This is a genomic window from Bradyrhizobium sp. 159 (assembly GCF_023073795.1).
Taxonomy (GTDB): domain Bacteria; phylum Pseudomonadota; class Alphaproteobacteria; order Rhizobiales; family Xanthobacteraceae; genus Bradyrhizobium.
The window spans coordinates 1-24,933 of the sequence record NZ_JADPKE010000102.1; the positions used below are offsets into that span (position 1 = coordinate 1).

Genomic DNA, 24,933 nt, shown 5'->3' on the forward strand with positions numbered 1-24,933 from the left:
CGGTTTTGGTCCACGGCATGGTGTCCTCCCTCGAATCTTTGCAAATCCGAAGGAATCACAAGCCGGCCAAAACCGCTCACCCTTTTTCGGTCAGGCTCTCAGGATGAGGCCACGTTGGCGCTCGTTGAAACTTTTGCCGCACACTCCGCCCTCATCCTGAGGGCCCGCCGAAGGCGGGCGTCTCGAAGGATGGCCGCAGGGGAGGAGTGTTGCGATCGCCCTGCCATCGCAAACAGAGCCTCGAAAAACGACGGCGAGGGGCTAGCGCTCGTGGTTCAATGGATCTCACCTCGCCAAATGCCGCGTGAAGATCCGCACCACGTGCCCCTTCACCCGTGGCGCTTCGTCGTAGAGGTCTGACGCGATCCGCTCGATGGTCTCGCGCAGCGACAGGAATTGCGCCTGGCGCGCGCTGCTTTCGGTGCCCTGCATGCCCGCGAGCTCGTCCATCGCGGCGTCGCTGATCTGGCACTGCACCACATCGCCATCGTTCAGCATGGTGAAGCGAAAGGCCAGCCGTTCGAGATCATGGCCAATGATCTTGTCGCGCATGAGTGGCATCAAGTCGTCCCGGTCGAACCCCCGCGCCGGACAATGCTGAAAATTTCTTTGCTTGTCACCATGTCTAGGGGTGGGTTAGCCCAAGGCGTAACCCACCTATTGTCGCGATAGTGGATTACGCCGAGCGGACTGCGCTTCGTACAGCGGCGGGCCTGACCCGCCTGCGTTCTCAGTAAACGAGGGCCGCGCCTGTGGGTTTCTCCAGCGCAGTCGCCAGGGACTTGTACTCCTCGCAATCACGCCCGCAGATCGCAGCGATGCGGTCCAGGTGAAACATTGCCTGCTCGCGGTTGCCCTGCTCGAGCTGCCAAAGCCCAAAATACTGCCAGGTCAGCACGTGATTCGGATCGGCCTTCAGCGCGCGCTCGTACCAAATCTGCGACTGCTTGTAGTCGCCGAGCTTGCGATATGAGTAACCGATGAGATTGGCGACGGTCGGATGATCGTCGTGGCCGAGCGCCTTCAATTGCTCGATCGCGACCGCATAATCGTTGCGCTCGTAGATCGTGTCATAGGCCGCGCGGTAGCTGGCCGCGAATGCGGGATCCCCGATGCTGGACTGGTTGTTCGGCTTCTTGCCTTTCTGGGTTGCCCTTGGCTTGGAGCGTTTCGGGTAGGTGGGCTGCGCTTTCTGATCCGAATAGGCGCCCGCATAGGGGTCCATGGAGCTGATGCCACCACCTCCACCGCCTCCTCCGCCGCCCGCGGCCAATACCGGCGAAGCGAACAGCGCCGCTGCGACCGTTCCCAGCACGACGATTCTGATCATCGCTGTGATCATTCCTGTCTCCTGCTTCTGCGGCCCCGGATGACGTGATAACCCTGTCATGGCGGCGATATTCCGGGATGATTGCGCTCTCACTGAGACGCCAGCGTCGGGCGTGCGACAGTCTTGCTGCCAGATCCTGCCGGCAAGCGGGAGGGACGCGCTACTGAAACGCGACCTCGGCGAAACTCCTCAGCTTTCGCGAATGCAGCCGCTCCGATTCCTGCTGCTTGAGCCGCTCCAGGGCCTTCAGGCCGATCTCGAGATGCTGGCCGACGCGACGGCGATAGAACTCGCTGGCCATGCCCGCTAGCTTGATCTCGCCGTGCAGCGGCTTGTCGGAGACGCAGAGCAGTGTGCCGTAGGGGACGCGGAAGCGGTAGCCGTTGGCGGCGATCGCGGCCGATTCCATGTCGAGCGCGACCGCACGTGATTGCGACAGGCGGCGGATCACCGCCGGCCCGGAAATCTCCCAGTTGCGGTTGTCGACGCTCGCGACGGTGCCGGTGCGCATCAGCCGCTTGAGCTCGAAGCCTTCCAGCCCGGTGACGTCCTCGACCGCCTCCTCGAGCGCAACCTGCATCTCGGCCAGCGCCGGGATCGGCACCCACAGCGGTAGCTCACGATCGAGCACATGATCCTCGCGCACATAACCATGCGCGAGCACGTAGTCGCCAAGCCGCTGCGTGTTGCGCAGGCCTGCGCAATGGCCGAGCATTAGCCAGGCATGCGGGCGCAACACGGCGACATGATCGGTGACATTGCGCGCATTGGATGGTCCCGTGCCGATATTGATCAGGCTGATGCCGCGATAGCCGGGCGCGACCAGATGGAAGGCCGGCATCTGCGGCACGCGCAATGGCGGCGTGCCGCTGATCGAGCCAGCATTGCGCGTGATGACGTTGCCCGGCGCGACAAAGGCTTCGAGGCCGGCCTCGCCGGACTGAAGCCGCTGCTGGCAGAGCTGCGCGAAGGCATCGACATAGAATTGGTAATTGGTGAAGATGACGAAGTTCTGGAAGTATTCGGGATCCGTGCCGGTGTAGTGATAGAGCCGTCGCAGCGAGTAATCGACGCGCGCAGCGCGGAACAGGGATAGCGGCTCGGGCGCGCCGGGCTGGAGCTCGAAGGTACCGTCGGCGATCGAATCGTCCATCGTGGCAAGATCAGGCACGTCGAACGCATCGCGCAGCGATCGCGTGATGGCCGAGTTCTCGCCGGTGGTGATGGCGGCTTCGATGTTGATGTCGCGGCGATAGGCGAAGTGGATCGGGATCGGCTCGGCGGATTCCCCGATCTCGACGGGAACACCGTGGTTCTGGACCAGCAGTCCGATCTGCTCGGTGAGATAGGCACGGAACAGATCCGGCCGCGTCACGCTGGTCTCGTGCACGCCGGGGCCGGCGACGAAACCGTAGGACAGGCGCGAATCCAGCCGCGCATGCGTCGCGGTGGTGACGCGGACGAAGGGATAATAGGCCCGGACCCGCGTCGTGACCGCTTCGCCGCCAACATAGGCCTCGAACCGGTCGCGCAGGAATTTCGTGTTGCGCTCGTAGATCTCTTCGAGACGGGCGACGGCAAGGTCAGCGTCAGAGAAGGATTCGGTGGCGATGGGGGGTGGAGATTGCATGGTCGACCGCTGGGTTGCTGTTTGCAATCGCAGTATAACAAAGTGACAGCCAAGTCGTGGAGATGACGCGCTTTCGGGCGTCACTTCTCCCGGAACGCCCGCATCAGCTGGTCGTGCAGCGGCTTCATCAGATATGACAGCATGGTGCGGTCGCCGGTCTGGACGAAGGCTTCCACGGGCATGCCCGGGATCATCTTGACGTCGCCGAGACGGGCGATCTCTTGCGCCGGCATCGAGACGCGGATGGTGTAATAGCTCTGGCCGGTGCGCTGGTCGCTGGTGACGTCGGGTGATACGCGGCTAACGACGCCATTGAGCTCAGGCGTGGTGCGCTGGTTGAAGGCGGACAGGCGCAACAGCGTCTTCTGGCCGATCTGGAGCTTGTCGATGTCGACCGGGTTGACCTTGGCCTCGACCTGGAGGTCGTCGGCTTGCGGCACGATCAGCATCAGGGCATCGCCGGCGGTGACGACGCCGCCGACGGTGTGCACCGTCGATTGCAGCACCATGCCGTCCTGCGGCGCGCGGATGTCGATGCGGCGGAGCTGGTCTTCGGCGGCGACCTTGCGCTCGATCAGCTCGCCGATCTTGTCGTTGGTCTCGCGCAGGTCCTTGGAGACCTCGCTGACCACGTCCTTGTCGATCTGGATGATCTGGAGCTCGGTCTCCGTGATCTTGCCCTTGGCCTGGGCGCGCGAAGCGATGTACTGCGCGCGCTCGCCGTTGAGGCGCGCCGAGTCGCGTTCGAGCTGGGTCAGGCGCGAGATCTGCACCAGGCGCTTGTCATAGAGCTCGCGCACGCCGGTGAGTTCGTTCTGCACCAGCGCGATCTCCTGGTCCTTGGCCTTCTCCTGCGCACTGAGGCCGGAAATTTCCTCGTTGAGCTGCGTGATGCGTTCGCGCAGCTGGGCCTTCTGCCCGGTGCGGCCGTTGACACGGACGTCGAACAGCTTGGTTTCGGCGGAGAGCAGCACCCTGACGTCGGGATCGTTGGCGCGCTCGAGGAGGGCTTGCGGGAATTCGATCTTGTCGAGACCGCGCTGCTCGGCCTGCAGTCGCGCCGCGCGCGCTTGCGCCGCATCGAGATTTTTGGTGACGATGGCGAGGTTGGCCTTGGTGACGGTGTCGTCGAGCCGCACCACGATATCGCCGGCCTTGACCACGTCGCCATCGCGGGCGCGCACCTCGCCGACCACGCCACCGGTCGGATGCTGCACCTTTTTGACATTGGACTCGACTACGATCTGCCCTGGCGCGATCAGCGCGCCCGAGATCAGCACTGTTGAAGCCCAACCGCCGAGGCCGACGACGAGGACCATCACGATGGCGAGGCCGAGCATCAGGTGGAACTTGATCGAATCGCGCACGGTCTTTTTCGCGGCAGGCTTCGTGCCGCCGATCGCCAACGTGCTCATGACTTTGGCACTCCACCTTCGCTGACGATCTTGATCGGCGCCGGCGGCGATACGCGCGGCTGCAGCACCTGGGCCAGGACCTGCTCCTTCGGGCCGAAGGCCTGCATGCGGCCGTCGCGCAGCACCAGGATCTGGTCGACCGCCTCGACGCCGATCGGGCGGTGCGCCACCACGACGACAATGGCGCCGCGCTCGCGCGCCGAGCGGATGGCGCGGGTCAGCGCCTCGTCGCCTTCGGTGTCCAAGTTTGAGTTGGGCTCGTCGAGCACGACCAGGAACGGATTGCTGTAGAGCGCGCGCGCCAGCGCCACACGCTGCGCCTGACCTGCGGACAGCGCGGCGCCCTGCTCGCCGACCTGCGTGTTGTAGCCCTCGCGCATCTTGATGATCATCTCGTGCACGCCGGCCTCCTTGGCCGCGGCGATGATCGCGTCGGAGGTGGCCTCGGGATCGAACCGGCTGATGTTCTGCGCGATGGTGCCGCCGAACAATTCGACGTCCTGCGGCAAATAGCCGATGTGGCGACCGAGCGTGTCGGAGGACCATTGGTCGAGCGCGGCGCCGTCGAGACGCACCTTGCCGCGCACCGGCTGCCAGACGCCGACCAGCGCGCGGATCAGCGACGACTTGCCGGAGCCGCTTGGCCCGATCACGCCGAGGCCGTTGCCGGCGGCGAGCGCGAAGGTGACGTCCTGCACGATGAGGCGCTGGTCGCCGGGAGCCACCATGGCGACGCCTTCGACCGAGAGCCGGCTGGTGGGCGCCTGCAATTGGGTCGGCATCGCCTGCGCCGGCATCTGTTCGAGGAGCCGCGTGAGACGCTGCCAGCTCTGGCGGGCCGCGACGAAGGATTTCCAGTGCGCAATCGCAAGATCGACCGGCGCCAGCGCGCGGGCGGAGAGGATCGAGCCGGCGATGATGATGCCGGCCGTCGCCTCCTGATGGATCACGAGATAGGCGCCGACCGCGAGCACGGCCGATTGCAGCATCATGCGCAGCACCTTTGCGACCGCGCCGAGGCCGCCGGCGACGTCGCTCGCCCGCTGATTGCCGGCGAGATATTTTTCGTTGGCCTCGCTCCAGCGCTGGTTCATCCGGCCGGCCATGCCCATCGACACCATGACTTCGGCATTGCGGCGGCTGGCCTGGGCGAGATCGTTGCGCTGGGCGGCAAGCCCCATCGCTTCGCGCGCCGGCTGGCGGGACATGAACTCGGTGACGAGCGTCAGTCCCACCAAGATGATGGCACCGGCAAGCGCGGTGACGCCGATCAGGACGTGGAAGGCGAAGCAGATGGCGAGATAGAGCGGCAGCCAGGGCAGGTCGAAAAATGCGCTTGGCCCCATGCCGCCGAGGAAGGAGCGGACGTTATCGAGGTCGCGCAGCGGCTGCAGGCCCTCGTTGCGGCTGCCGACGATGAGCGGCAGGCGCACGATGGTGTCGAACACGCGCTTGTTGAGGGCCTCGTCCAGCGCGGTTCCGATCCGCCCCAAGATCCGGTTGCGGATCATGTCGAGCACGCCCTGCGCCATGTAGAGGAAGCTGGCGAGGATGATGAGGCCGACCAGGGTCGGAATGCTGCGGCTCGGCAGCACCCGGTCGTAGACCTCCAGCATGAAGATCGATCCGGTCAGATAGAGCAGGTTGATCATGCAGCTCATCAAGCCGACGCCGACGAACGCCGAGCGACAAGCTCGCAAGGCGTCACCGAGCTCTGAACGGCGGACGCCAGGGATGGCTGCCATCAGTCTGATCTCTTTCGGGTGAGGGGCAAAGCCCCCTGATTTCAAAGGCGAATTGAGGGTACTTGACCCGGATTAACAACGCGTTTTCCGCGCGTCCAACGCAGTCGACCTAATCCGGGCCCGATGAGCCACATCTACCCCTGGCAGCCTTCCGCGCAAGTCCGGAATTTCACAGGCTTGCGGCTTTTTCTTGCAGGCTTTCAGGCTCTTCCCGGAAAAGGCTGAAAGTTCCAATCGGCGAACGCCGGGCTAAAACCGGCCCCCGCCGCGCACCAGTCGCACCACGAGAAGCAGAATGACCGCGCCGATGGCGGAATAGACGATCTCGGACACGAGCCCGGTGCCGAGACGAATACCGAGCTTTGGAAACAGGAAGCTTGCGATCAGGGCGCCGGCGATGCCGACCACGATGTCGCCGATAATGCCGAATCCGGTCCCGCGCACCACCTTGCCGGCAAGCCAGCCAGCAACCAGGCCGACGAACAGGATGACGAGCAGCCCTTCGTTGGAAATGTGCATCGGTTACGTCCCTCTCCGTGAATGGCCTATGGAACCGAAGCCGGATGAATGGCGTCTGAATGGGTGTTCGCCGCGCCCGACGGTAGACGCTGCGAGATGAATGCTACCGCCTACGACGCGACCACCGGCTCCGCCAGCACGCATCTGGCCGCCCGGCCCGGCGCGACCTCCACATTCGCAGGCAACTGCTCCAGGCAGCGCGGCTCGGCTAGCTTGCAGCGCGAGGCGAAGGAGCAATTGTGGGGTTTTTCCGCCAGCGACGGCGGCGTGCCGGGGATGGTTTCGAGCCGCTGCCCGCGCTTGGCGCCGTGGATGGTGGAGGCGAGCAGGCCCTTGGCGTAGGGATGCACCGGCGAGCGGACGATGTCACGCAGGCTCCCCTGCTCCACGATCTGGCCGGCATACATCACCGCGACGCGATCGCAGATCTCGATGGCCACGCCGATGTCGTGGGTGACGAAGATGACGGACATGCCGAACTCGCGCTGCAGCTCGCGCAGCAGCAAGAGTATCTGGATCTGCACGGTGGCATCGAGCGCAGTGGTCGGCTCGTCCGCGAGCAGAATCTTCGGCCGGCAGGCGAGCGCCAGCGCGATCATCGCGCGCTGGCGCATGCCGCCGGACATCTCATGCGGATAGGCATCCAGCCGCCGCTTGGCCGAGGGGATGCGCACGACCTCGAGCATTTCGAGCGCTCGCGCCCGCCCTTCCGCAAAGCTCTTGCCTTCATGGCGCACGACGCTTTCGGCGATCTGCGCGCCAATGGTGTAGACCGGATCGAGCGCGAGCGCGGGCTCCTGGAAGATCATCGAGACGGTCTGGCCGCGGAAGGACGAAAGCTCTTCGTCGTTCATGGCGAGCACGTCGCGGCCCATCACGTTGACCGTGCCCGCAATCTGCGTGCGCTTCTTCGGCAACAGCCGCATCAGCGCACGCAATGTCACGCTCTTGCCCGAGCCGGATTCGCCGAGCAGGCCCAGCACCTCACTGTTTCCGAGCGAGAGGCTGAGATCGTTCACGGCATAGACCGTGCGCTCCCCGGTGAAGCGGATGTTGAGGCGTGAGATCTCGACGAGTTTTGTCATGACGGAAGTTTCGGCAATCGATCGTGATAGTCGGTGACGCGCTGGAACGCGGCGCCGATGGTGAGCAAGGTGGCCTCATCGAACGAGCGGCCGATCAGCTGCATGCCGATCGGCAGGCCGCTTTTGCTGAAGCCGGACGGCACCGTGAGCGACGGCAGGCCGAGGAAGTTCACCGGGCGGGTGAACAACGTCAGCCGCTGCAACAGCGCCGGCGCGTTCGGGCCGCCGCCGACGTCGCTCTCCTCGATTGTCGGCGCCGGCACAGGGGATGCCGGCGCGATCACCGCGTCGACGGCCGCGGTGGCCGCGTTGTGGGCAGCAAGTGCTGGGCCGCGCCAGCGCATCGCCTCGAGATAAGTGATGGCGGGAACCGCGAGCCCGTTCTGAAGCCGCATCAGGACCTGCGCGCCGTAATCTTGCGGACGCTCGATCATCCAGCGCTTGTGGAACGCGGCGGCTTCGGCCGCAAGCACGAGCTGGCTCGCCGAGGACAGTTGCCGCTGGTCCGGCAGCTCGACCGTGACGATGTCGGCGCCCTCGCGTTTGAGCACGGCAATAGTCTCGTCCAGCACGCGCGCGACCTCGCTGTCGAGATCGTCGACATAGAAGGACGCGGGTACCCCTAATTTCAGACCCTTCAGAGAGCCCTTGGTCGCAGCCACGTAATCCGACAACGGCTCGTGGCTACAGGTCGAATCCAAGGGGTCCGCACCGGCGAGCAGGGCCAGCAGCAGCGCGCAATCCTCGGCGGTGCGGGCGAGCGGACCGACCGTGTCGAGCGATTGCGACAGCGGCATCGCACCGGCACGGCTGACGCGCCCGACGGTGGTCTTGAGGCCTGTGACGCCGCAGAAATGCGCGGGCATGCGGATCGAGCCGCCGGTGTCCGAGCCGAGCGCCGCATAAGTCAAACGCGCAGCAACCGCCGAACCGGAACCGGATGAGGACCCGCCGGTGATGTGGGCCACGTTCCAGGGATTGCGCACCGGGCCGTAATGGGCGTTGTGCCCGGTCGGGCCGTAGGCGAATTCGGCGAGGTGCAGCGTGCCCAGCCGGACCTGGCCCGCATCCTTCAGCCGCTGCAAGGCGGTGGAGGTCACGGTCGGAACGAAGTCGCGGCGGATCAGCGAGCCGCAGGTCGAAACCTTGCCGGCGTCGTAATACATGTCCTTGTGCGCGAGCGGCACGCCGTGCAGCGGACCACGAACGTTATTCTTGGCGAGCTCGGCGTCGGCGGCCTCGGCCGCCTTCAGCGCGGCTTCCGCCTCGATGGACATGAAGGCATTGAGATGCGGCTGCCACTGCGCGATGCGTTGCAGCAACGCGCGTGTGACCTCATGCGAGGAGACCTGCTTCATCGCGATCGCACGCGCGACCTCGGTGAGCGTCATCAAGGCAGGATCGGTGCTCATTTCGACACCTTCTGCGTCTGCGCGAGCACATGCCCGGCGGGCTCGAGATCGAACGGCAGTGTGCCGGCAATGGCCGCAAAGCCCTCGAAGGCAGGCCCGATGGAGTTGGAGATGCGGGTTGCGATCTCGTCATCCACGGGAACGCCGGCGATCCGTGCGATCGGCTTGATCTCTTTCGGTGTCGGTCTCGTCATGCGGTCTTCTCCCTCGGCGCGCTGCTATGGCCTGAATCTGGGATCGCCATGTAGCACGCAGCCTCGTGGCCCATATTATCGAGCGCAGTGAGCTTTGGCGTCGCATTTGCGCAGAGCGGCTCCGCAAACGGACATCGGGTGTGGAAGCGGCAGCCCGAGGGCGGGTCGATCGGATTGGGCGGATCGCCCGTGATTGGCGGCGTCTCGGTGCGGCTATCAGGGTCGGAAGACGGCATCGCCGCCAGCAGCGCGCGCGTATAGGGATGCGCCGGCTGGTCCCAGACCTGGTCGACCGGGCCGAGCTCGACGACTTCCCCGAGATACATCACCAGCACACGGTCGCTGATGTAGCGAACGACATTGAGGTCGTGGCTGATGAACAGATAGGTCAGGCCGAACTCGCGCTTGAGATCGGCCAGCAGATTGAGCACCTGCGCCTCGACGGACTTGTCGAGCGCGGAGACGGCTTCGTCCAGGATCACCAGTCGCGGCGACAGCGCCAGGGCGCGCGCGATGTTGACGCGCTGGCGTTGGCCGCCGGAGATTTCGTGCGGATAACGGCTGGCGAAGTTTTCGGGGCGCAGGCCAACCTTACCGAGCAACTCGCGCGCCAGCGTGCGCGCTGCGTTATCGGCCATGCCGTGGACCTTGGGGCCGAAGGCAATGGATTCCTCGATCGTCAGCCGCGGATTAAGTGAGGCGTAGGAATCCTGGAAAACCATCTGCATGCCGCGGCGAAGCTCGCGCAAGCTCAGCGACTGACCGACGATCATGCCATCATAGATGATGTCGCCGGTGTCGCGCGGCATCAGATGCATCAAGAGGCGCGCGGTGGTCGATTTGCCGCAGCCGGACTCCCCGACGATGCCGACGGTCTCGCCCTTAGCGACGGCGAAGGAGACGTTGTCGACGGCACGCACGGTGCGCTTGGTGGCGAACAGGCCGCCGCGCACGGGGAAGTGTTTTGTCAGGCCATTGACCTGAAGCAGCGGCTGCGCGACGCCGCCGCGGTCCTCGACCGGTTCAAGCATTTCGATTGGCTGATCCGTCGTCATTGCCGCACGCTCCCACCTCTCGCCATCGGGGAGAGGTCGCGCCGAAGGCGTAGGTGAGGGGGCGCGGCAAACTCGATAGAGCGGAGCCCCTCACCCGGATTGTGTCTGACGATACAACATAGCTGAACCTTCGCTTCGGGGTTCTTAAGAACGGCCCCAGAAGGCGGCCTATGTCTCTCCCTACGGGAGAGGTGTGGCACCATCAACGCCGCGAAAGTCTGCGTCTCTCTCATCATCGTTAGTTCCTGATGTCCATGGCGCTGCGCAGGCCGTCCGAGAGCAGATTGAAGCAAATCGAGACCGCGAAGATCATCGCGCCCGGGAGCGCTGCGACCCAGGGATTGACGTAGATCGCCGTGCGCAAGGTGTTCAACATCAGGCCCCATTCCGGCTCCGGCGGCTTGGTGCCGAGGCCGAGGAAGGACAGACCTGCCGCCAAGATCATCGAGACCGAGATCAGGCTGGTGGCATAGACGAAGATCGCGCCGAGCACATTGCCAAGGATGTGCACGCGCATGATGGTGAAGGCGCCGGCGCCGGACGCGCGTGCGGCCTCGACGAAATCCATGTTGCGCACGCCGGTGGTGACGCTTTCGGCGACGCGGGTGATCTGCGGCACGAACACGACGGTCAACGACACGATGGAATTGAGGATGCCCGCCCCCAGCGCGCCGGAGATGGCGATGGCGAGCAGCACGGAGGGGAAGGCATAGAACACGTCGACCGTGCGCATGATCGCGGTGTTGAGCCTGCCGCCGACATAGCCGGCGACGAGGCCGAGCGAGGTGCCGATGCAGAAGGCGAGGATCACGGGCAAAATGCCGATGACCAACGACAGCCGCCCGCCATAAATCAACCGCGCCAGCATGTCGCGCCCGAGCTCGTCGGTGCCGAGCGGATAGCCTGTCGTTCCGATGTGGCGGAGGCGGCGGATCATCGAGCCCTTGTAGGGATCTGCGAGACCCAGCCATGGCGCGAGGATCGCCGACAGGAAGATCAGCAGCAGCACCAGCGCGCAGGCCATGCTGACCTTGTCGCGCATGATGCGGCGTCCGACAGTCGCCCAATAGCCGCGCGCCTTGGTCACGGGTGCGGCCTGAAGTGCGGCGTCACTGGTGGCGGACAACGGAAGCTCGCTCATCCCGCTAGCCCCGCTTGATGCGTGGGTCGATCGCGGCTTGCGCGATGTCGACCAGCAGATTGAGGAACACGAAAAACAGCGCCAGGATCAGGATCGTACCTTGCAGCAGCGGCAGATCGCGCTGGAAGATCGCGGAGTTGAGCAGGAAACCGGAGCCCGGCCAGGAGAACACGGTCTCGATCAGGATCGAGCCGCCCAGCATGTAGCCGAGCTGAAGCCCCATCACCGCGAGCGCGGTCGGCGCTGCATTCTTGATGACGTGGCGGAATACGCCGGTTTCACGCAGACCTTTGGCGCGCAATGCTTCGACAAAATCCTGGCTGAGAATGTCGCCGGTGAGCGCACGCACGGTGCGGGTGACGATGCCCATCGGGATCACCGAGGTCGTGATCGCAGGCAGCACGAGATATTTCAGGTGCGCCCAATCCCAGGCCCACGAGTTGGAGCCGTTGGGCCCGGCGCCGATCGCGGGCAGCCAATTCAACTGCACCGAGAAGATGATGACGAGCAGCATGCCGAGCCAGTAATGCGGCACCGAGACACCGGCGATCGCAAAGGAGGTCGCGACTTTGTCGATCCAGCTCTCGCGAAAATAGCCGGCGATCAAGCCGAGCAGGATGCCCATGGTGAAGCCGATGATGGCCGCGGCAATCGCTAGCGTGACGGTGTTGCCGACCGCGCGCATGACCTCGGCCAGCACGGGACGCCCGGTGGCGATGGAATTGCCGAGATCGCCGTGGAGCGCACGCAGCAGCCAAAGCCCGAACTGCACCGGTAACGGTCGGTCGAAGCCATAGGCGGCGCGCAGCTGCGCTGCGAGCTCCTGCGAGGCATCGGCTGGCAGCACGGCGACCAGGGGATCGCCAGGCGTGATGTGCACGAGCAGAAAGCACACCAGCGCCACGCTGATGACGATCGGGACGACATAGACGATGCGTCTGGCGATGTAGGCGAGCACGTTGAGTTCTTTCTTTCTTCTTCCCTTGCGGGAGAAGGTGGCGCGCGCAGCGCGCCGGATGAGGGGTTTTATCCGCGAGTACAATCATTCCGAATGCAAGAGAGGCTCCCGCGGAGAGAACCCCTCACCCGTCTCGCCGCTGCGCGGCGAGACACCCTCTCCCCAGAAGGGGAGAGGGTGCACCGAGCAAGTCGCGAGCACTACTGCGCGATCGACACCGGCGAGAAGTCGATGAACCAGCTCTTCGGCTGCACGACGCCTGTCACCTTCGGGCTCATGGCGCGCGGGCCGACGTCGTGGGCGACGTAGAGGAAGGCGGCGTCGTCGACGGAGGCTGCGTGCAGCTCGGCGAGCGCGGCGTCGCGCGCGGCAGGATCGAAGGTCTGGCGTGCCTTCTTCACCAGCTCGTCGAATTTGGGGTTGTTGATGAAGCCCCAATTGTTCGACACCGGCGGCGCCATGCCCGATTGCAGGAAGCGCACCAGCGCGAAGAACGGGTCCATCGCCGCATAGGTGACGTTGGTCGCGTTCGCGCCGTTGGCGCTAGCGTCCTTGGCGCCGCGGCGCCAGTTGGTGAACAGCGTGTTCCATTCGATGACGTCGAGCTGCACGTCGAAATAGCATTCGGCCAGCGCCTGCTGGAGATATTCGTTCATCGGCAGCGGCTGCATCTGGCCCGAGCCGGAGGCTGATGTCTGGGTCTTCACCGTCAGCTTCTTGTTCGGGCCGAAGCCGGCCTCCTGCATCAGCTTTTGCGCAGCCGCCTTGTCATACTTGATCTCGAAGCTCGGTTTGCCGCGCCAGGGATGGCCGGGCTCGAAGGTGCCAGTCGCCGGCACCATCAGGCCGGCAAGCAAGCCGTCCCTGAGGCCCTCGCGATCGACGCAGAGGTTCGCGGCCTTGCGCACGCGGATGTCGTTCCAGGGCGAGCCCTCGACGCGCGAGAACTGCCAGGGCCAGACATGCGGCTGCTCGTTGGCGTAGAGCTTGAAGCCGCGCTGCTTGAGCTCGGGCAGCGCATCCGGCGCCGGAGCCTCGACCCAATCGACCTGGCCGGAGAGCAGCGCGGCGGTGCGCGCATTGGCTTCGGGCATCGGCAACAGCACCATCTTGTCGATCTTCGGCACGCGCGCCTTGTCCCAATAGTTCGCGTTCTTGACCAGCTCGAGCCGCTCGCGCGGCGTGAAGCTCGCCATCTTCCACGGGCCGGTGCCCGAGGCGTCCCTGGCAAACGCCGTCCAGGCGGCTTGCGACTTCGCCTTGGCGTCAGGGCCTTCCGCCTTGTCGTAGAAGGCCTGCCACTTCGTCGGACTCGCCATGAACAGGTTGGTGAGGTTGATCGGCAGGAAGCTGTCGGGTTCCTTGGTGGTGAGTTCGACCGTCATGTCGTCGATCTTCTTCGCCGACGCCAGCGTCGGCATGCGCGAAGCCGTAACGCCGACCTGGCTGGCGTCGAATTGCGGCGCGTCCTGCTTCAAGACCTTCTCGACGTTCCACACCACGGCGTCCGCATTGAACGGCGAGCCGTCATGGAAGGTGACGCCGGGGCGCAGCTTGAACACCCACTTGGTCTTGTCGGCATCGTCGACTTTCCACTCGATGGCAAGGCCGGGGATTACCACGCTCGCCTTGTCGGCCGAGGACAGGTCCCAGCCGGTGAGCCCGTCATACATGGTAAGGCCGGTGAAGCGATTGCCTTCAAAACCCTGGTCAGGCTGGCCCAGGGTGCGCGGAATATCGGCGGCGGTCATGCCAATGCGCAGCACGGTTTCGGCACTGGCCATGCGCGGCCATGCGGCGGCGGTCGTTAGAGCGAGCACCGCGATCAATGCCGCGCGTGTGGTCTTCTTGATAAGCATCGCCTCAATCCTTTTCCGGCTTGGATGACTATTTTTGATGCAATCGTATGCAATGGCTATGCCAGAGAGAAACTTATTCTGCCATTTGTCACTGCGACGACAAGTCCTTGTGGGTCGCGCGAGGGTGAACGCGTGGCATTGCCTATTCTGGCATCAAGATTGCAAGTTCGGCCCCGACGTCTCCTGGGAGCTTTGGGCCAATGCGTATTCGATTGTCGACCTGTCTCGCCGTGCTTGCGCTAGCGTTGTCCGCGATGGCGGCGCGCGCCGAAACGGTGGTGCGCTATGGCATCTCGATGGCGGACATTCCGCTGACGACGGGTCAGCCCGATCGCGGCGCCGGTGCTTATCAGTTCACCGCCTACACGATCTACGATCCCTTGGTGGCCTGGGAGATGGACGTCGCCGACCGCCCCGGCAGGCTGGTGCCGGGGCTCGCCACCGAATGGAAGGTCGATGATACCGACAAGACCAAATGGCGCTTTACTTTGCGCAAAGGCGTGACGTTTCACGACGGCAGCGAGTTCAATGCCGATGCAGTAATCTGGAATCTGGACAAAGTGCTCAACGACAAGGCGCCGCAATTCGACAAGCGGCAGAGCGCGCAGGTGAAGACCCGCCTTCCCTCGGTCGCGAGCTACGCCAAAATCGACGACTTCGCGGTGGAGATCACCACCAAGACGATCGACTCCTTCTTTCCCTACCAGATGCTGTGGTTCCTGGTATCGAGCCCGGCGCAATACGAAAAGCTCGGAAAGGACTGGGACAGGTTCGCAAGCCAACCCTCCGGGACCGGTCCGTTCAAATTGACAAAACTGGTGCCGCGCGAGCTCGCCGAGCTCACCAAGAACTCGGACTATTGGAACAAGAAGCGCATTCCGAAGGCCGATAAGATCGTGCTGGTGCCGATGCCGGAGGCGCTGACGCGCACCAACGCTCTGCTTGCCGGCCAAGTAGATTTGATCGAGACGCCGGCGCCAGACGCCGTGCCGCAGCTGAAAGCGGCCGGCATGAAGCTCGTCGACAACGTCACGCCGCATGTCTGGAACTATCATCTGAGCGTGCTGCCGGGCTCGCCCTGGACCGACATCCGCCTGCGCAAAGCACTGAACCTCGCGATCGATCGCGAGGGGGTGGTCGCCCTGATGAACGGCTTGGCAAAACCTGCCAAGGGTCAGGTTGATCCCTCCAGCCCGTGGTTCGGCAAGCCGAGCTTCGAGCTGAGATATGATCTCGCCGCGGCCAAGAAGCTGGTCGAAGAGGCCGGCTACTCCAAGGCGAAGCCACTGAAGACCACCTTCATCATTGCGCAGGGCGGCACCGGCCAGATGCTGTCGCTGCCGATGAATGAATTCCTGCAGCAGAGCTTCAAGGAGATCGGCATCGAGATCGACTTCAAGGTGGTCGAGCTCGAGACGTTATATACACACTGGCGCAAAGGCGCGGCCGACGAGATGAACGCCGGCATCACCGCCAACAACATCGCCTATGTCACCTCCGACCCGCTCTACGCCATCGTCCGCTTCTTCCATTCCGGGCAGATCGCGCCGGTCGGCGTCAACTGGGGTGGCTACAAGAACCCTGAGGTCGATGCACTGATCGACAAGGCCAAGCAGACGTTCGATTCCGCCAAACAGGACGCTCTGCTGGCGCAGGCGCATGCGCTGATCGTGAACGATGCCACGCTGGTCTGGGTGGTCCACGACACCAATCCGCACGCGCTCTCGCCGAAGATCAAGCAGTTCGTGCAGGCGCAGCACTGGTTCCAGGATTTGACGACGATCGGGGTGGAGTGAGGCGCGACAAGCCCCGCTGTCGTAGGGTGGACAAAGCGAGCGTGCCCACCTCTTCAAGCGGACCCAAGGAGAGGTGCTGGGCACGGCGCTTCGCGCCCTTGCCCACCCTACGGGAGCGGTGACGCGAGCTACTACTTCGTCAGCAGCGCATAAGCCCCGGTCCACCCTTCCGGTGGCGGCGTGAGCTGGAAATCCCTGATCCGCGCTTCATAGAGCCTGAACAGCTTCTCCAGCGTGTCGGCGTCTTCGCTCTTGCGCCCGCGCTCGATCGCGTCCAGTGCGCCCTGCCAGTCGCGATTGCGATAGCAGCCGAGCATTTCGATGGTGATGTTGCGCAGGCGCTGGAAAGCGCCCGAATGCATCACGTCCTCACGGCCGGCGATGGCATAGATCACCTCCGGCTCGGTCTTGCCCTTGACCATGATGAAGTCGAGCTCGAGGATCGCGAACTTGTCCTTGGCCGCGAGCGCCGTCCTTGAGCCGACGATGATCGGGAAGCCGTATGCCTTGGTCTGCCCCTCAAGGCGCGAGGCGAGGTTCACGCTGTCGCCGAGCACGGAGTAGTTCTTCTTCAGATCGGAGCCCATGTTGCCGACCACGCCGATGCCGGTGTTGAGGCCGATTCCGACATTGAGCGGAATGTAGACGTGGCCGCCGTCGGCGGCTTCCTGCTCGCGCTCCTTGTTGACCGCGTCGATCTGCTCCAGCATCTGGATCGCGGCCTCGCAGGCGTTGACCTCGTGCTCGGCATCGTCGAGCGGCGCGTTCCAGAACGCCATGATGGCGTCGCCCATGTATTTGTCGATGTAGCCCTTGCGCTCGATGATGACGTCGGTCAGCGGCGTCAGAAAACGGTTCATCAGCGCGATCAGCCCCTGCGGGTCGTGCTTGTAGCTCTCCGAGATGGTGGTGAAGCCGCGCACGTCGGAGAACATGATCGTCATCTCGCGCTCCTCGCCGCCGAGCACGAGCTTCTCCGGCGACTGTACGAGTTGCTCGACCAGAACCGGCGACATGTATTGCGCGAATTGTCCGCGGATCTGCACGCGCTGCCGCTGCTCGCGCACGAAACTGGCAAAAATCAGCGTCAGATAGATCGCCGTGGTCGACAGCAGGGGATAGGTAAAATCGATGAGGTAGCGGTACTTCGCGTAGAAGAACCAGGACACGCCGACCAGAATGGCGGCGAAGGTCGCGCCCACGAGCACCAGGCGCACCGGTCCGAGATTCGGCGCGAAGATGATGACCAGGAGGCCGATGATTAGCGCCGCTATCAGCTCAACCCCGAGCGCATAGTTCGGCTGGGAGACCACGGCGCCGCTCAGCACGCTCTCGAGCACCTGGGCATGGATCTCGACCCCCGGCATGGTCGAGGACACCGGCGTGGTCTTGATGTCGTTGAGCCCGACCGCGGAAGTGCCGACCAGCACCAGCTTGCCGGCGAGCTTGGCGGGCGGCGCGGTGTTGTCGAGCACGTCGGCCGCCGAGACGTAGATCGAGGGATCCTGCCGCGCATAATGTACCCAGAGCTGACCGTTCTTGTCGGTCGGGATCTCGAGGCCCTTGAGGCGCACGGCCCTGATGCCGGTCTTGTCGGTCCGGATCAGCAGCGTCGGCGTGCCCGTGGCGACGCGCAGAATCTCAAGGCTGAGCGAAGGCATGATGTTGCCCTGGGCGCGCATCACCATCGGCACGCGGCGGATCAGGCCGTCTCGCTCGGTCTTGATCGTGAACAGGCCGCGGCCGGCGGCGATCTTTTCGATGGCCGGCACGTTGCGCAAGAGGCCGGGGAATTCGAACAGGAAGCGCTCGGCGCCCTCTTCGCCGACCGTGGCGACGCCGGTGAAGGGCAGGGACTTGTCGAGTTCGGAGGAGATCGCCGGCTGCCCGGTCTCGCCCAGCACGACGCGGGAGCCCTTGATCGCCTCAGCGAGGATCTGGTCGTTGGTCGGCAGCTCGCGAAGCTTGGCACGGGTGGCGTCGTCGAGATAGCGCATCTGGTTCGCGACCAGATCCGGATTGAGCCGATCGGCCTCCGAGAACACCACGTCGAAGCCGATCGCCACCGCGCCATTACTGGTGAGGTTCTGGATCAAATCGGCAATTCGCGTGCGCGGCCACGGCCATTGCCCGAGCTTGGCGAGGCTCTTGTCGTCGATGTCGACGATGGTAACAGGCCGCGCCGTCTTGTGGCGCGGATCGATCAGCTGGAACATATCGAACGTGCGCAGCCGCAATTCCTCAATCGGCGGCGGATCCCAGAGACGAGCGCCGGCAAACAGGACCAGCAGCGCGAGGCACATCAGCCGCGCAAAGCCGAACTTGCGCGCAAACCACCGCCGCAGGATTTTTAGACGTTTCATGCCGGTCGGGCTTCCTGTCCCGCCTCCTGCCGTGCGCACTGATCATGAAGCGTCCGCGCGCGATTTACTATGCCCTGGCGGCCGAGGATCATGGATTTTTTGACGCGGCCAGGCCGCGAGCCGGCTGGCGGGAGCTCCCGGGCGGCGATCAGGTCATGTGGAAGATGAAATCGCCGGCCTTGAGATTTGCCGCGATCACGTTCTTCAGCAGCAGCGACTCGTTCTCCGTGACCGGCGCGCCCTCAGGCTGCGTGAACTGCTGATGCCAGTTGACCAGCGAGTCGCCGGAGCCCTGCTGCTGGACGATAGTGAGATTGCCGACGGAGTTGACGTCCGAGAACTGCCGCAGGTCGATCTTGTCCAGCCCGCTCGTGAAATCGATGATGGTGTGCGTGAAATCCGTATTGGAGTTTTCGGGGCCATAACCAATCGAACCCGGCGAGAACACGAACTGATCCTTGCCGGCCCCTCCGATCAGCGTGTCGCCGGTGTCGGTCGCGAAGATGACGTCCTTGCCGCCGGTGCCCTCCAGGGTGATGCCCTGGCTGGTATCCCCCGCCTCGTTGAAGATGAACTGGACGGTATCGAACAGGCCGGTGGTTTTGTCCTTCAGCGTCAGCGTGATCTGATCGTTGTCCGGCGGCGTTTGGCCCGGATCATCAATGACCCCATCCGCGAGGGCCAAGTTGATGTCATCGAGAGAGCCGCACGCCGCCCCCGGGGCGACACTGCTGTCCGGATCATGTGCAGTTACGGTCGTGATCTGGAACTCATCCGTCGCAGCGTCGGCATCGGTGTCGATGAACGAGAGACCGGTGATGAAGTCGGTGTTGCTCTCGTCGTCGTGCCAAACGTAGAAGCTCGTGGTGTCGATGACCGGGCCGCTGGCGTCGTCGGCGCCGGTCACGTCTACCGTGAGCGTTGCCGTGCCGGTGGCACCATGCGCGTCCGTGGTCTGGACCATGAAAATATCCGCATAGGACCCGTCCGACAGCGCGTTGATGGCCCCTGCATTGGGAACGTAGCTGTAGCTGCCGTCCGGGTTGACCGTGAGCGAACCGTACAGTCCCGCAACCGTCGTCGTGGCATGGTGATCCGCGTTCAGGACGGCAAAGGTCAGCGTCGCCGTCTCGCCGCTATCGGAGTCGGTGCCGGCCAGTTGCCCGGTGAGGTTGGAGAAGGTGTCGTCCTCGGCGGTGTCCGTGAGCGGGCCGATGTGAAGATCGGACAGCGTCGGCGCATCGTTGCTGCCGGCAATGTTGACAGTGACGATTGCGCCTGTGCCAGCGCCCTCGGCATCCGACGGAACGATCGTGTATTGCAGCGACAGCGTCTGGCCGGCGGCGAGAAAGTTGAAGGCCTGGCTGCCCGAATTAAAACACCAGGAGAACTGGGCATAGGTGGCCGTGCCATCGAGGATGTCGCCGGACGGCACGGTGAGATAGTTCAAAAGATCTGCATGCGACAGCCCGCCGACGCAGCCGGTTTGCGGCACGCCATCGAGAGAGACCTGCACCTGGCTGACCGACACCGTGACGTGGTCGCTCGCGTCGACCTCGGAGACCGTCAGCACGCCATGCGAGAGCTGGCCGGCATTGGTTTCCATCAGACCGGCAACGGCGCCGCCCGGCCCGGAGGTCCCGCTGGCCCAGTCCGCAGTACCCTCGATCGCGAGGCTGTGGGCGGAGTTGACCGTATTGGCGGCCGTGGTCCCGTTGCCGTCGCCGAGCTGATAATACGCGGCAAGATTCGCCTCGTTGCCGGTGAGGCCGGTGAAATCGATCGACTGGATCTGCGTCTGCGTGAGCGCGGTGGTCCAGACGCTGACATCGGCGATCGAGCCGGTGAAGCCCTCCCCCTTATAGCCGGGCCCCCATTCATGACTAGCCGCACCGATCATCATGTAGGACGCCGACGGATTCGACGGGCTGCCGTCGATCGGATTGAACGCCCATGACTGCGAATATTCGAGCTTTCCGTCCAGATAGAGCGTGAAGGTGCCGTTGTCGCGGGTCAGCGCGATGTTGTGCCACTGCGACGCCGTGAGCGCCACGCCGGTATCTTCGATATCGACGCCGCCTGCGAGAATCTGCAGCTCCAGGGTACCATCGGCGTTGACCGTACCGAGGAGACCGAAACCGGTGGTCGAGGTGTTACCGTTGTAGAACAGGATCTGGCCGTCGCCGGGATCGGCGGCCCCGCTCCAATTCACCCAACCGTCCAGCGTGACGTCATCAGTGGCGACCGTCGGCACGTCGCCAACCGCGATCGTCTCGCCGTCGAAATTCATGTAGTCCGACGTCACATAGGAAACGGCCGGCGCATCGTTGGTGCCGGTAATCGTGACGGTGACGTCCTGGCTGACGGTGCCGCCGTGATGATCGTCGAACGTGACGGTGTAGACCTGGGTGACGGTCTGTCCCTCCGCCAGCGACTGCAGCACGGGATCGCTGTTGTCCAAGGTGAAGTGCCAGCCCAGCGTCGCAGCGTTGCTGGCGTCGCTACCGGATTCAGCCACCGACGAATCGATCGAGAAAGTGCCGATATGCGAACCGGTCCCGAAGCCCGCCAGAGCCGAGCTGACGGACGACGATTTGAACGACCACTGTGCCGTATGGGTGTCGATCAGGTCGACGTCCTGGATTGCCAGCGTGCCGCATGCCGACAGCGACGAGCCCTCATCCTCGGTGACCGCGCCCGTTGCCGCGGCGGCATCGCTGGTGATTGTCGGTGCGTCATTGCCGCCGTTGATCGTGACGGTCACGTCCTGCGAGACTTGCGCGCCGTGATCGTCGGTGAAGGTGACGGTGTAGACCTGGGTGATGGTCTGGCCCTGCGCCAGCGACTGGAGCACCGCATCGTTGTTGTCGAGGCTGAAGTGCCAGCCCAGCGTCGCGCCATTATCGGTGTCGGTGTTGAACTCCGCGAGCGCGGAATCGATCGTGAAGGTCCCGAGTGGCGTACCGTCGTCGAAGCCCGGCAGATGAACGCTCGACGTTGACGACTTCAACACGGTCTGCGCGGTGTGAACGTCGATCAGGTCGAGATCCTGGATCGCGAGCGTGCCGTCGATCGACAGCGTCGCGCAAGTATCCTCGGTCACAGCTCCGGCGGCGTCCGCGGCACTGCTGGTCATCGTCGGCGCGTCATTGGTGCCGGTGATGGTGACCGTAACGTCCTGAGAAACCTGTGCACCGTGATCGTCGGTGAAAGTGACGGTATAGACTTGAGTGATGGTCTGCCCTTTGGCCAGCGACTGGAGCACCGGGTCGTTGTCGTTGAGCACGAAATGCCAGCCCAGCGTGGCACCGTTATCGGTGTCGCTGCTGGATTCGGCCACCGACGGATCGATCGTGAAGGTCCCGAGAGGCGTGTTGTCGTCGAAGCCTGGCAATTGCGCGCTCGACGTCGACGACCTGAACACCGCCGTCGCGGTGTGAGTGTCGATCAGATCGAGATCTTTGATCGCCAGCGTGCCGCAGGTTGACAGCGTCGTGCTGGCATCCTCGGTGACGCTCCCCCTTGCCGCGTCGGCATCGCTCGTAACGGTCGGCGCATCGTTGGTCCCGGTAATGGTCACCGTGACGTCCTGGGTGACCGTCCCGCCGTGATGATCGTCGACCGTAACGGTGTAGACCTGCTTGATGGTCTGGCCTTCGGCCAGCGACTGGAGCACCGGATCGTTATCGTGGAGCGTAAAGGTCCAGCCCACGGACCCTCGCGTGCTGACGCCGGGACTTTCGCTCACCGCCGCAAGCGCGAAAGTGCCGATATGCGAGGTGCCGTCGCTGAAGCCGGGTAAATGCGAGCTCGACGTCGTCGACTTCAGCGCGAAACTCGCGGTGTGCGTGTCCGTGAGATCGGGGTCGTTGAAGGTAATCGTGCCGCTCGCCGCGAGCGTCCCCGCCGTGTCCTCGATCACCGCGCCGGTTGGGATCGTGGAGTCTTCGACGATCGTCGGCAGGTCGTTTGTGCCCTCGACATTGACGTCCGCACCGTTGATGGACACGGTGATCGGCGTGCTGACCACACCGCCGTGCCCGTCATCGACCTGCACCACGTAGTTGAGGATCAGCTTTTCGCCTTCGGCGAGGAAATCGAAGAGATGGTCGGGAGCGCTGTAGGTCCAGGTGGCCGAACCGTTGTTACTGTTTCCCGCGCCCTGCACCACGGTCAGCGGCACCTCGACGGCGGCGATCGCGGCGCGCTGCTCCGCCGTCAGCGTCGCGCTGATATCGTTGCCTTCGGCATCGAGATATTTGAACGGCTGGGTCGACGAGAGCGCCGCGCTCACGATCGGCCGGTCCGTCAGATCGACGTCGGTGAAGCTGACCGTGCCCGTGATGGTGTCCAGAGCCTGGTTGCCGGTCCCGACCTTCTCGATGACGGTGCCACCCGATGTCGCCACGGTGGGCTTGTCGTTCGTTCCCGTGATCGTGATGGTGATCGGGATGAACTTGGACTCCGGGCTCACTGCGAAATTGGTATCGACGCGAACCATGTAGGTCAGCGTCAGCGTTTCACCGGCCGCGAGGAAGTCGAAGACGTTGTCGGGGATCGTGTAGGTCCAGACCGCCGAGCCGTTGTTGGTGTTGCCGCCATCGGCGACGACACTGATCTGGATCTGCGTCGCCGCGATGTCCTGCTTCTGGAGCGCGGTGAGCGAGCCGGTGACGTCCTGCTGGCCGGCGTTCTTGTAGACGTAGTTCGGCGCCTCGGCGAGGCTCACCGACACCGACGGCCGGTCGCCAAGGTTTTGGTCGACGAAGGTGATCCGGCCTGAGACAGTGTCGGCATGCGTTGTGTCGCCCGTGGCGTCCGCGCGCTCGGTGAGCGCGAACGCGGTCTTCACATTGCCGCTGGAATCGAGGCTTTGCACCAGCGGCTGGCCGGGAACACGGGTGGCCGTGGGCGTAGAGTTGCTAGGGGCTTCCTGTCCCTGCGGATTGAAGTTCGTGAAGACCGCGGTCACGATGTAGCCGGCCGGGGTCTTGATCAAGATCCCGTCGCTGGTCTGCGTGATCGTGTCGGTGAAGTTCGTGGTCAGCTTAGTGTTGCTGTTGTTATCGGTGAACTTCAGCGTGAACACGTCCGTGATCAGCTTCTGCACGTCCGGCGACATCAGCGCATTGGTGATCGAGATGTTGCCGCCGCTGATCTGGATCATCTGGCCGGCCTGGTTGACCGTCGCGATCGGCAGCAGCGTGATCTTGTCGAACAGAATGTACGAGCCCGTGGTGCCGTTCGGCTCGACCAGCACCTGGAAGCTCGCCTGCGGCTGCGGATCGCCGCCACCGGCAGGGACGACGAAGTTGATCTGGGTCAGCACCGCAGTGCCGCGGATGCCCATGGTGGCGACCGGCGTGTCGACCTTCATGTCACCGTGCTTAGCGGTCTCGCCGGCGACGAAGGTGATGGTGCCCGCGACCAGGCTCAGCAGCGAGGAATTGCTCGACCCGTTGGGGTCGTAGACCATCTCGTTCAGCACCATCCGCGCATTGGAGGACAGGCCGAACACGGTGCCGTCGATGAAGGTGATGCCGAGTGTCGAATCGGCGCCGGTCGAGACCACGTCGCCCTTCTCGACATTGTCGCCATTGTTCAGGATGACCGACACGCCGTTACGGATCGCGGACGCGCTGCCGGAGAGTTTTGTGACGTGACCGATGACCTGGGCCGCTGCGGTGCCGGGCGCAGCCTGCGCATATTGTACATGGCCCGTGAGGGTATTGACGATGTCGCCGGTGAGATGGGCGCCGTCCGGCGAGGCGATCGCTGCCCGCTTGTCGCCCCTGAAATAATCGTGAACGACGAACTCGCGACCCTCATGGGACAGCACGAGGTCGAGACCTGCGCGCTTGAACTCGCCGTTGAAGATCAGGCTAGGGTCAGGAACAACGAACGCGCCATCGGGCACATTGCCATGTGCCTTTGCGACAAAGGGCTTGGCAGAGAAATCGACATGGACATCGGCGGGTAAACGGGAACCCGGGCCGTCCAAAGAGATCGTGGCGTCAAATTTGCCAGCGTAATTCAACCGGGCACCGTAAAAAGGGTTAAAATCTAAGTAAGTATCGACTGCCTAAGCTTGCATAGCATTACCAAGTCCTTAGCGAAACCATCTATTGCTTGTGTGATTCGGCGTCACCGAGCCGCACAGGCCCCCGTTGAACCAAGTCTCCTGGAGGATGCGCGGCAATACCGCAAACATTTGGAAGTATAATTTTCCCATGTTGGAGCTAATTTCGTCGATCCTCACGTATTCTAAAGTATAGAGTAGGCAACGAATACTTGTGTCATCTTCTATTCCAATACCCGGCAGCACACTGGGGCAAACATGGAACCAAATCTGTGATCCAGTTAACAGAACGCGTGAAATAGCGGGTCGTTAGGCATAGGGCGTGAAATTACGAGCGCACGATCAGCACCTG

16 protein-coding genes are annotated in these 24,933 nt (G+C 63.7%); 1 reads left to right on the top strand and 15 read right to left on the bottom strand.

The annotated features are described in order from the left end of the window. Nucleotides 1-285 precede the first annotated feature (285 nt). The 13 genes from IVA96_RS32375 to IVA96_RS32435 form a co-directional block, all read right to left on the bottom strand. A complete protein-coding gene (locus IVA96_RS32375; RefSeq protein ID WP_247281690.1) occupies nucleotides 286-561 on the bottom strand; it encodes a DUF1488 family protein in 276 nt (91 codons plus the stop codon). Nucleotides 562-730: 169 nt separating this feature from the next. After that, complete coding sequence (locus IVA96_RS32380) at nucleotides 731-1,342, bottom strand: tetratricopeptide repeat protein (protein ID WP_247421633.1); 612 nt, start codon at nucleotides 1,340-1,342, stop codon at nucleotides 731-733. 148 nt (nucleotides 1,343-1,490) lie between these two features. Further along, nucleotides 1,491-2,960 carry an AMP nucleosidase gene (locus IVA96_RS32385; protein ID WP_247281692.1) on the bottom strand — a complete coding sequence of 490 codons (1,470 nt, stop codon included), beginning with the start codon at nucleotides 2,958-2,960 and terminating at the stop codon, nucleotides 1,491-1,493. A gap of 80 nt (nucleotides 2,961-3,040) precedes the next feature. Next, nucleotides 3,041-4,375: an HlyD family type I secretion periplasmic adaptor subunit gene (locus tag IVA96_RS32390; protein ID WP_247281693.1), complete on the bottom strand. Its 1,335-nt coding sequence runs from the start codon at nucleotides 4,373-4,375 to the stop codon at nucleotides 3,041-3,043. Next, nucleotides 4,372-6,120, bottom strand: a complete 1,749-nt coding sequence (locus IVA96_RS32395) for a type I secretion system permease/ATPase (protein WP_247421637.1) — start codon at nucleotides 6,118-6,120, stop codon at nucleotides 4,372-4,374. The genes IVA96_RS32390 and IVA96_RS32395 overlap by 4 nt, the downstream gene beginning before the upstream one ends. A gap of 249 nt (nucleotides 6,121-6,369) precedes the next feature. Then, nucleotides 6,370-6,639, bottom strand: coding sequence for a GlsB/YeaQ/YmgE family stress response membrane protein (locus IVA96_RS32400; protein ID WP_247281695.1), 270 nt, complete (start codon nucleotides 6,637-6,639; stop codon nucleotides 6,370-6,372). Between the two features lie 110 nt (nucleotides 6,640-6,749). Further along, entirely contained in the window at nucleotides 6,750-7,724 is a 975-nt protein-coding gene (locus IVA96_RS32405) for an ABC transporter ATP-binding protein (protein WP_247281696.1), read from the bottom strand. Further along, nucleotides 7,721-9,136 carry an amidase gene (locus IVA96_RS32410; protein ID WP_247281697.1) on the bottom strand — a complete coding sequence of 472 codons (1,416 nt, stop codon included), beginning with the start codon at nucleotides 9,134-9,136 and terminating at the stop codon, nucleotides 7,721-7,723. Before IVA96_RS32410 ends, IVA96_RS32405 begins: the two co-directional genes overlap by 4 nt. Then, entirely contained in the window at nucleotides 9,133-9,330 is a 198-nt protein-coding gene (locus IVA96_RS32415) for a hypothetical protein (RefSeq protein ID WP_247281698.1), read from the bottom strand. Before IVA96_RS32415 ends, IVA96_RS32410 begins: the two co-directional genes overlap by 4 nt. Continuing rightward, entirely contained in the window at nucleotides 9,327-10,385 is a 1,059-nt protein-coding gene (locus IVA96_RS32420; RefSeq protein ID WP_247421640.1) for an oligopeptide/dipeptide ABC transporter ATP-binding protein, read from the bottom strand. Before IVA96_RS32420 ends, IVA96_RS32415 begins: the two co-directional genes overlap by 4 nt. A 238-nt stretch (nucleotides 10,386-10,623) precedes the next feature. After that, on the bottom strand, nucleotides 10,624-11,526 hold the full coding sequence (locus tag IVA96_RS32425; protein ID WP_247281700.1) for an ABC transporter permease: 903 nt from the start codon (nucleotides 11,524-11,526) through the stop codon (nucleotides 10,624-10,626). 4 nt (nucleotides 11,527-11,530) lie between these two features. Next, nucleotides 11,531-12,484, bottom strand: coding sequence for an ABC transporter permease (locus IVA96_RS32430; RefSeq protein WP_247421641.1), 954 nt, complete (start codon nucleotides 12,482-12,484; stop codon nucleotides 11,531-11,533). 200 nt (nucleotides 12,485-12,684) lie between these two features. Next, on the bottom strand, nucleotides 12,685-14,343 hold the full coding sequence (locus IVA96_RS32435; protein ID WP_247421643.1) for an ABC transporter substrate-binding protein: 1,659 nt from the start codon (nucleotides 14,341-14,343) through the stop codon (nucleotides 12,685-12,687). A 200-nt stretch (nucleotides 14,344-14,543) separates the two neighbouring features. On the opposite strand from IVA96_RS32435, the gene IVA96_RS32440 reads away from it, so the two are divergent. Next, nucleotides 14,544-16,139 (top strand): ABC transporter substrate-binding protein, encoded by a 1,596-nt coding sequence (locus IVA96_RS32440; RefSeq protein WP_247421645.1) that lies wholly within the window; start codon nucleotides 14,544-14,546, stop codon nucleotides 16,137-16,139. Between the two features lie 131 nt (nucleotides 16,140-16,270). Here the strand turns inward: IVA96_RS32440 and IVA96_RS32445 are convergent, their stop codons facing one another. Together IVA96_RS32445 and IVA96_RS32450 are read right to left on the bottom strand one after the other, a co-directional pair. Beyond that, nucleotides 16,271-18,502, bottom strand: a complete 2,232-nt coding sequence (locus tag IVA96_RS32445) for an adenylate/guanylate cyclase domain-containing protein (protein WP_247421647.1) — start codon at nucleotides 18,500-18,502, stop codon at nucleotides 16,271-16,273. 148 nt (nucleotides 18,503-18,650) lie between these two features. Beyond that, the gene (locus IVA96_RS32450) at nucleotides 18,651-24,419 is read right to left on the bottom strand and encodes a VCBS domain-containing protein (protein ID WP_247421649.1); all 5,769 of its coding nucleotides are present in this window, start codon (nucleotides 24,417-24,419) and stop codon (nucleotides 18,651-18,653) included. Nucleotides 24,420-24,933: the final 514 nt, after the last annotated feature.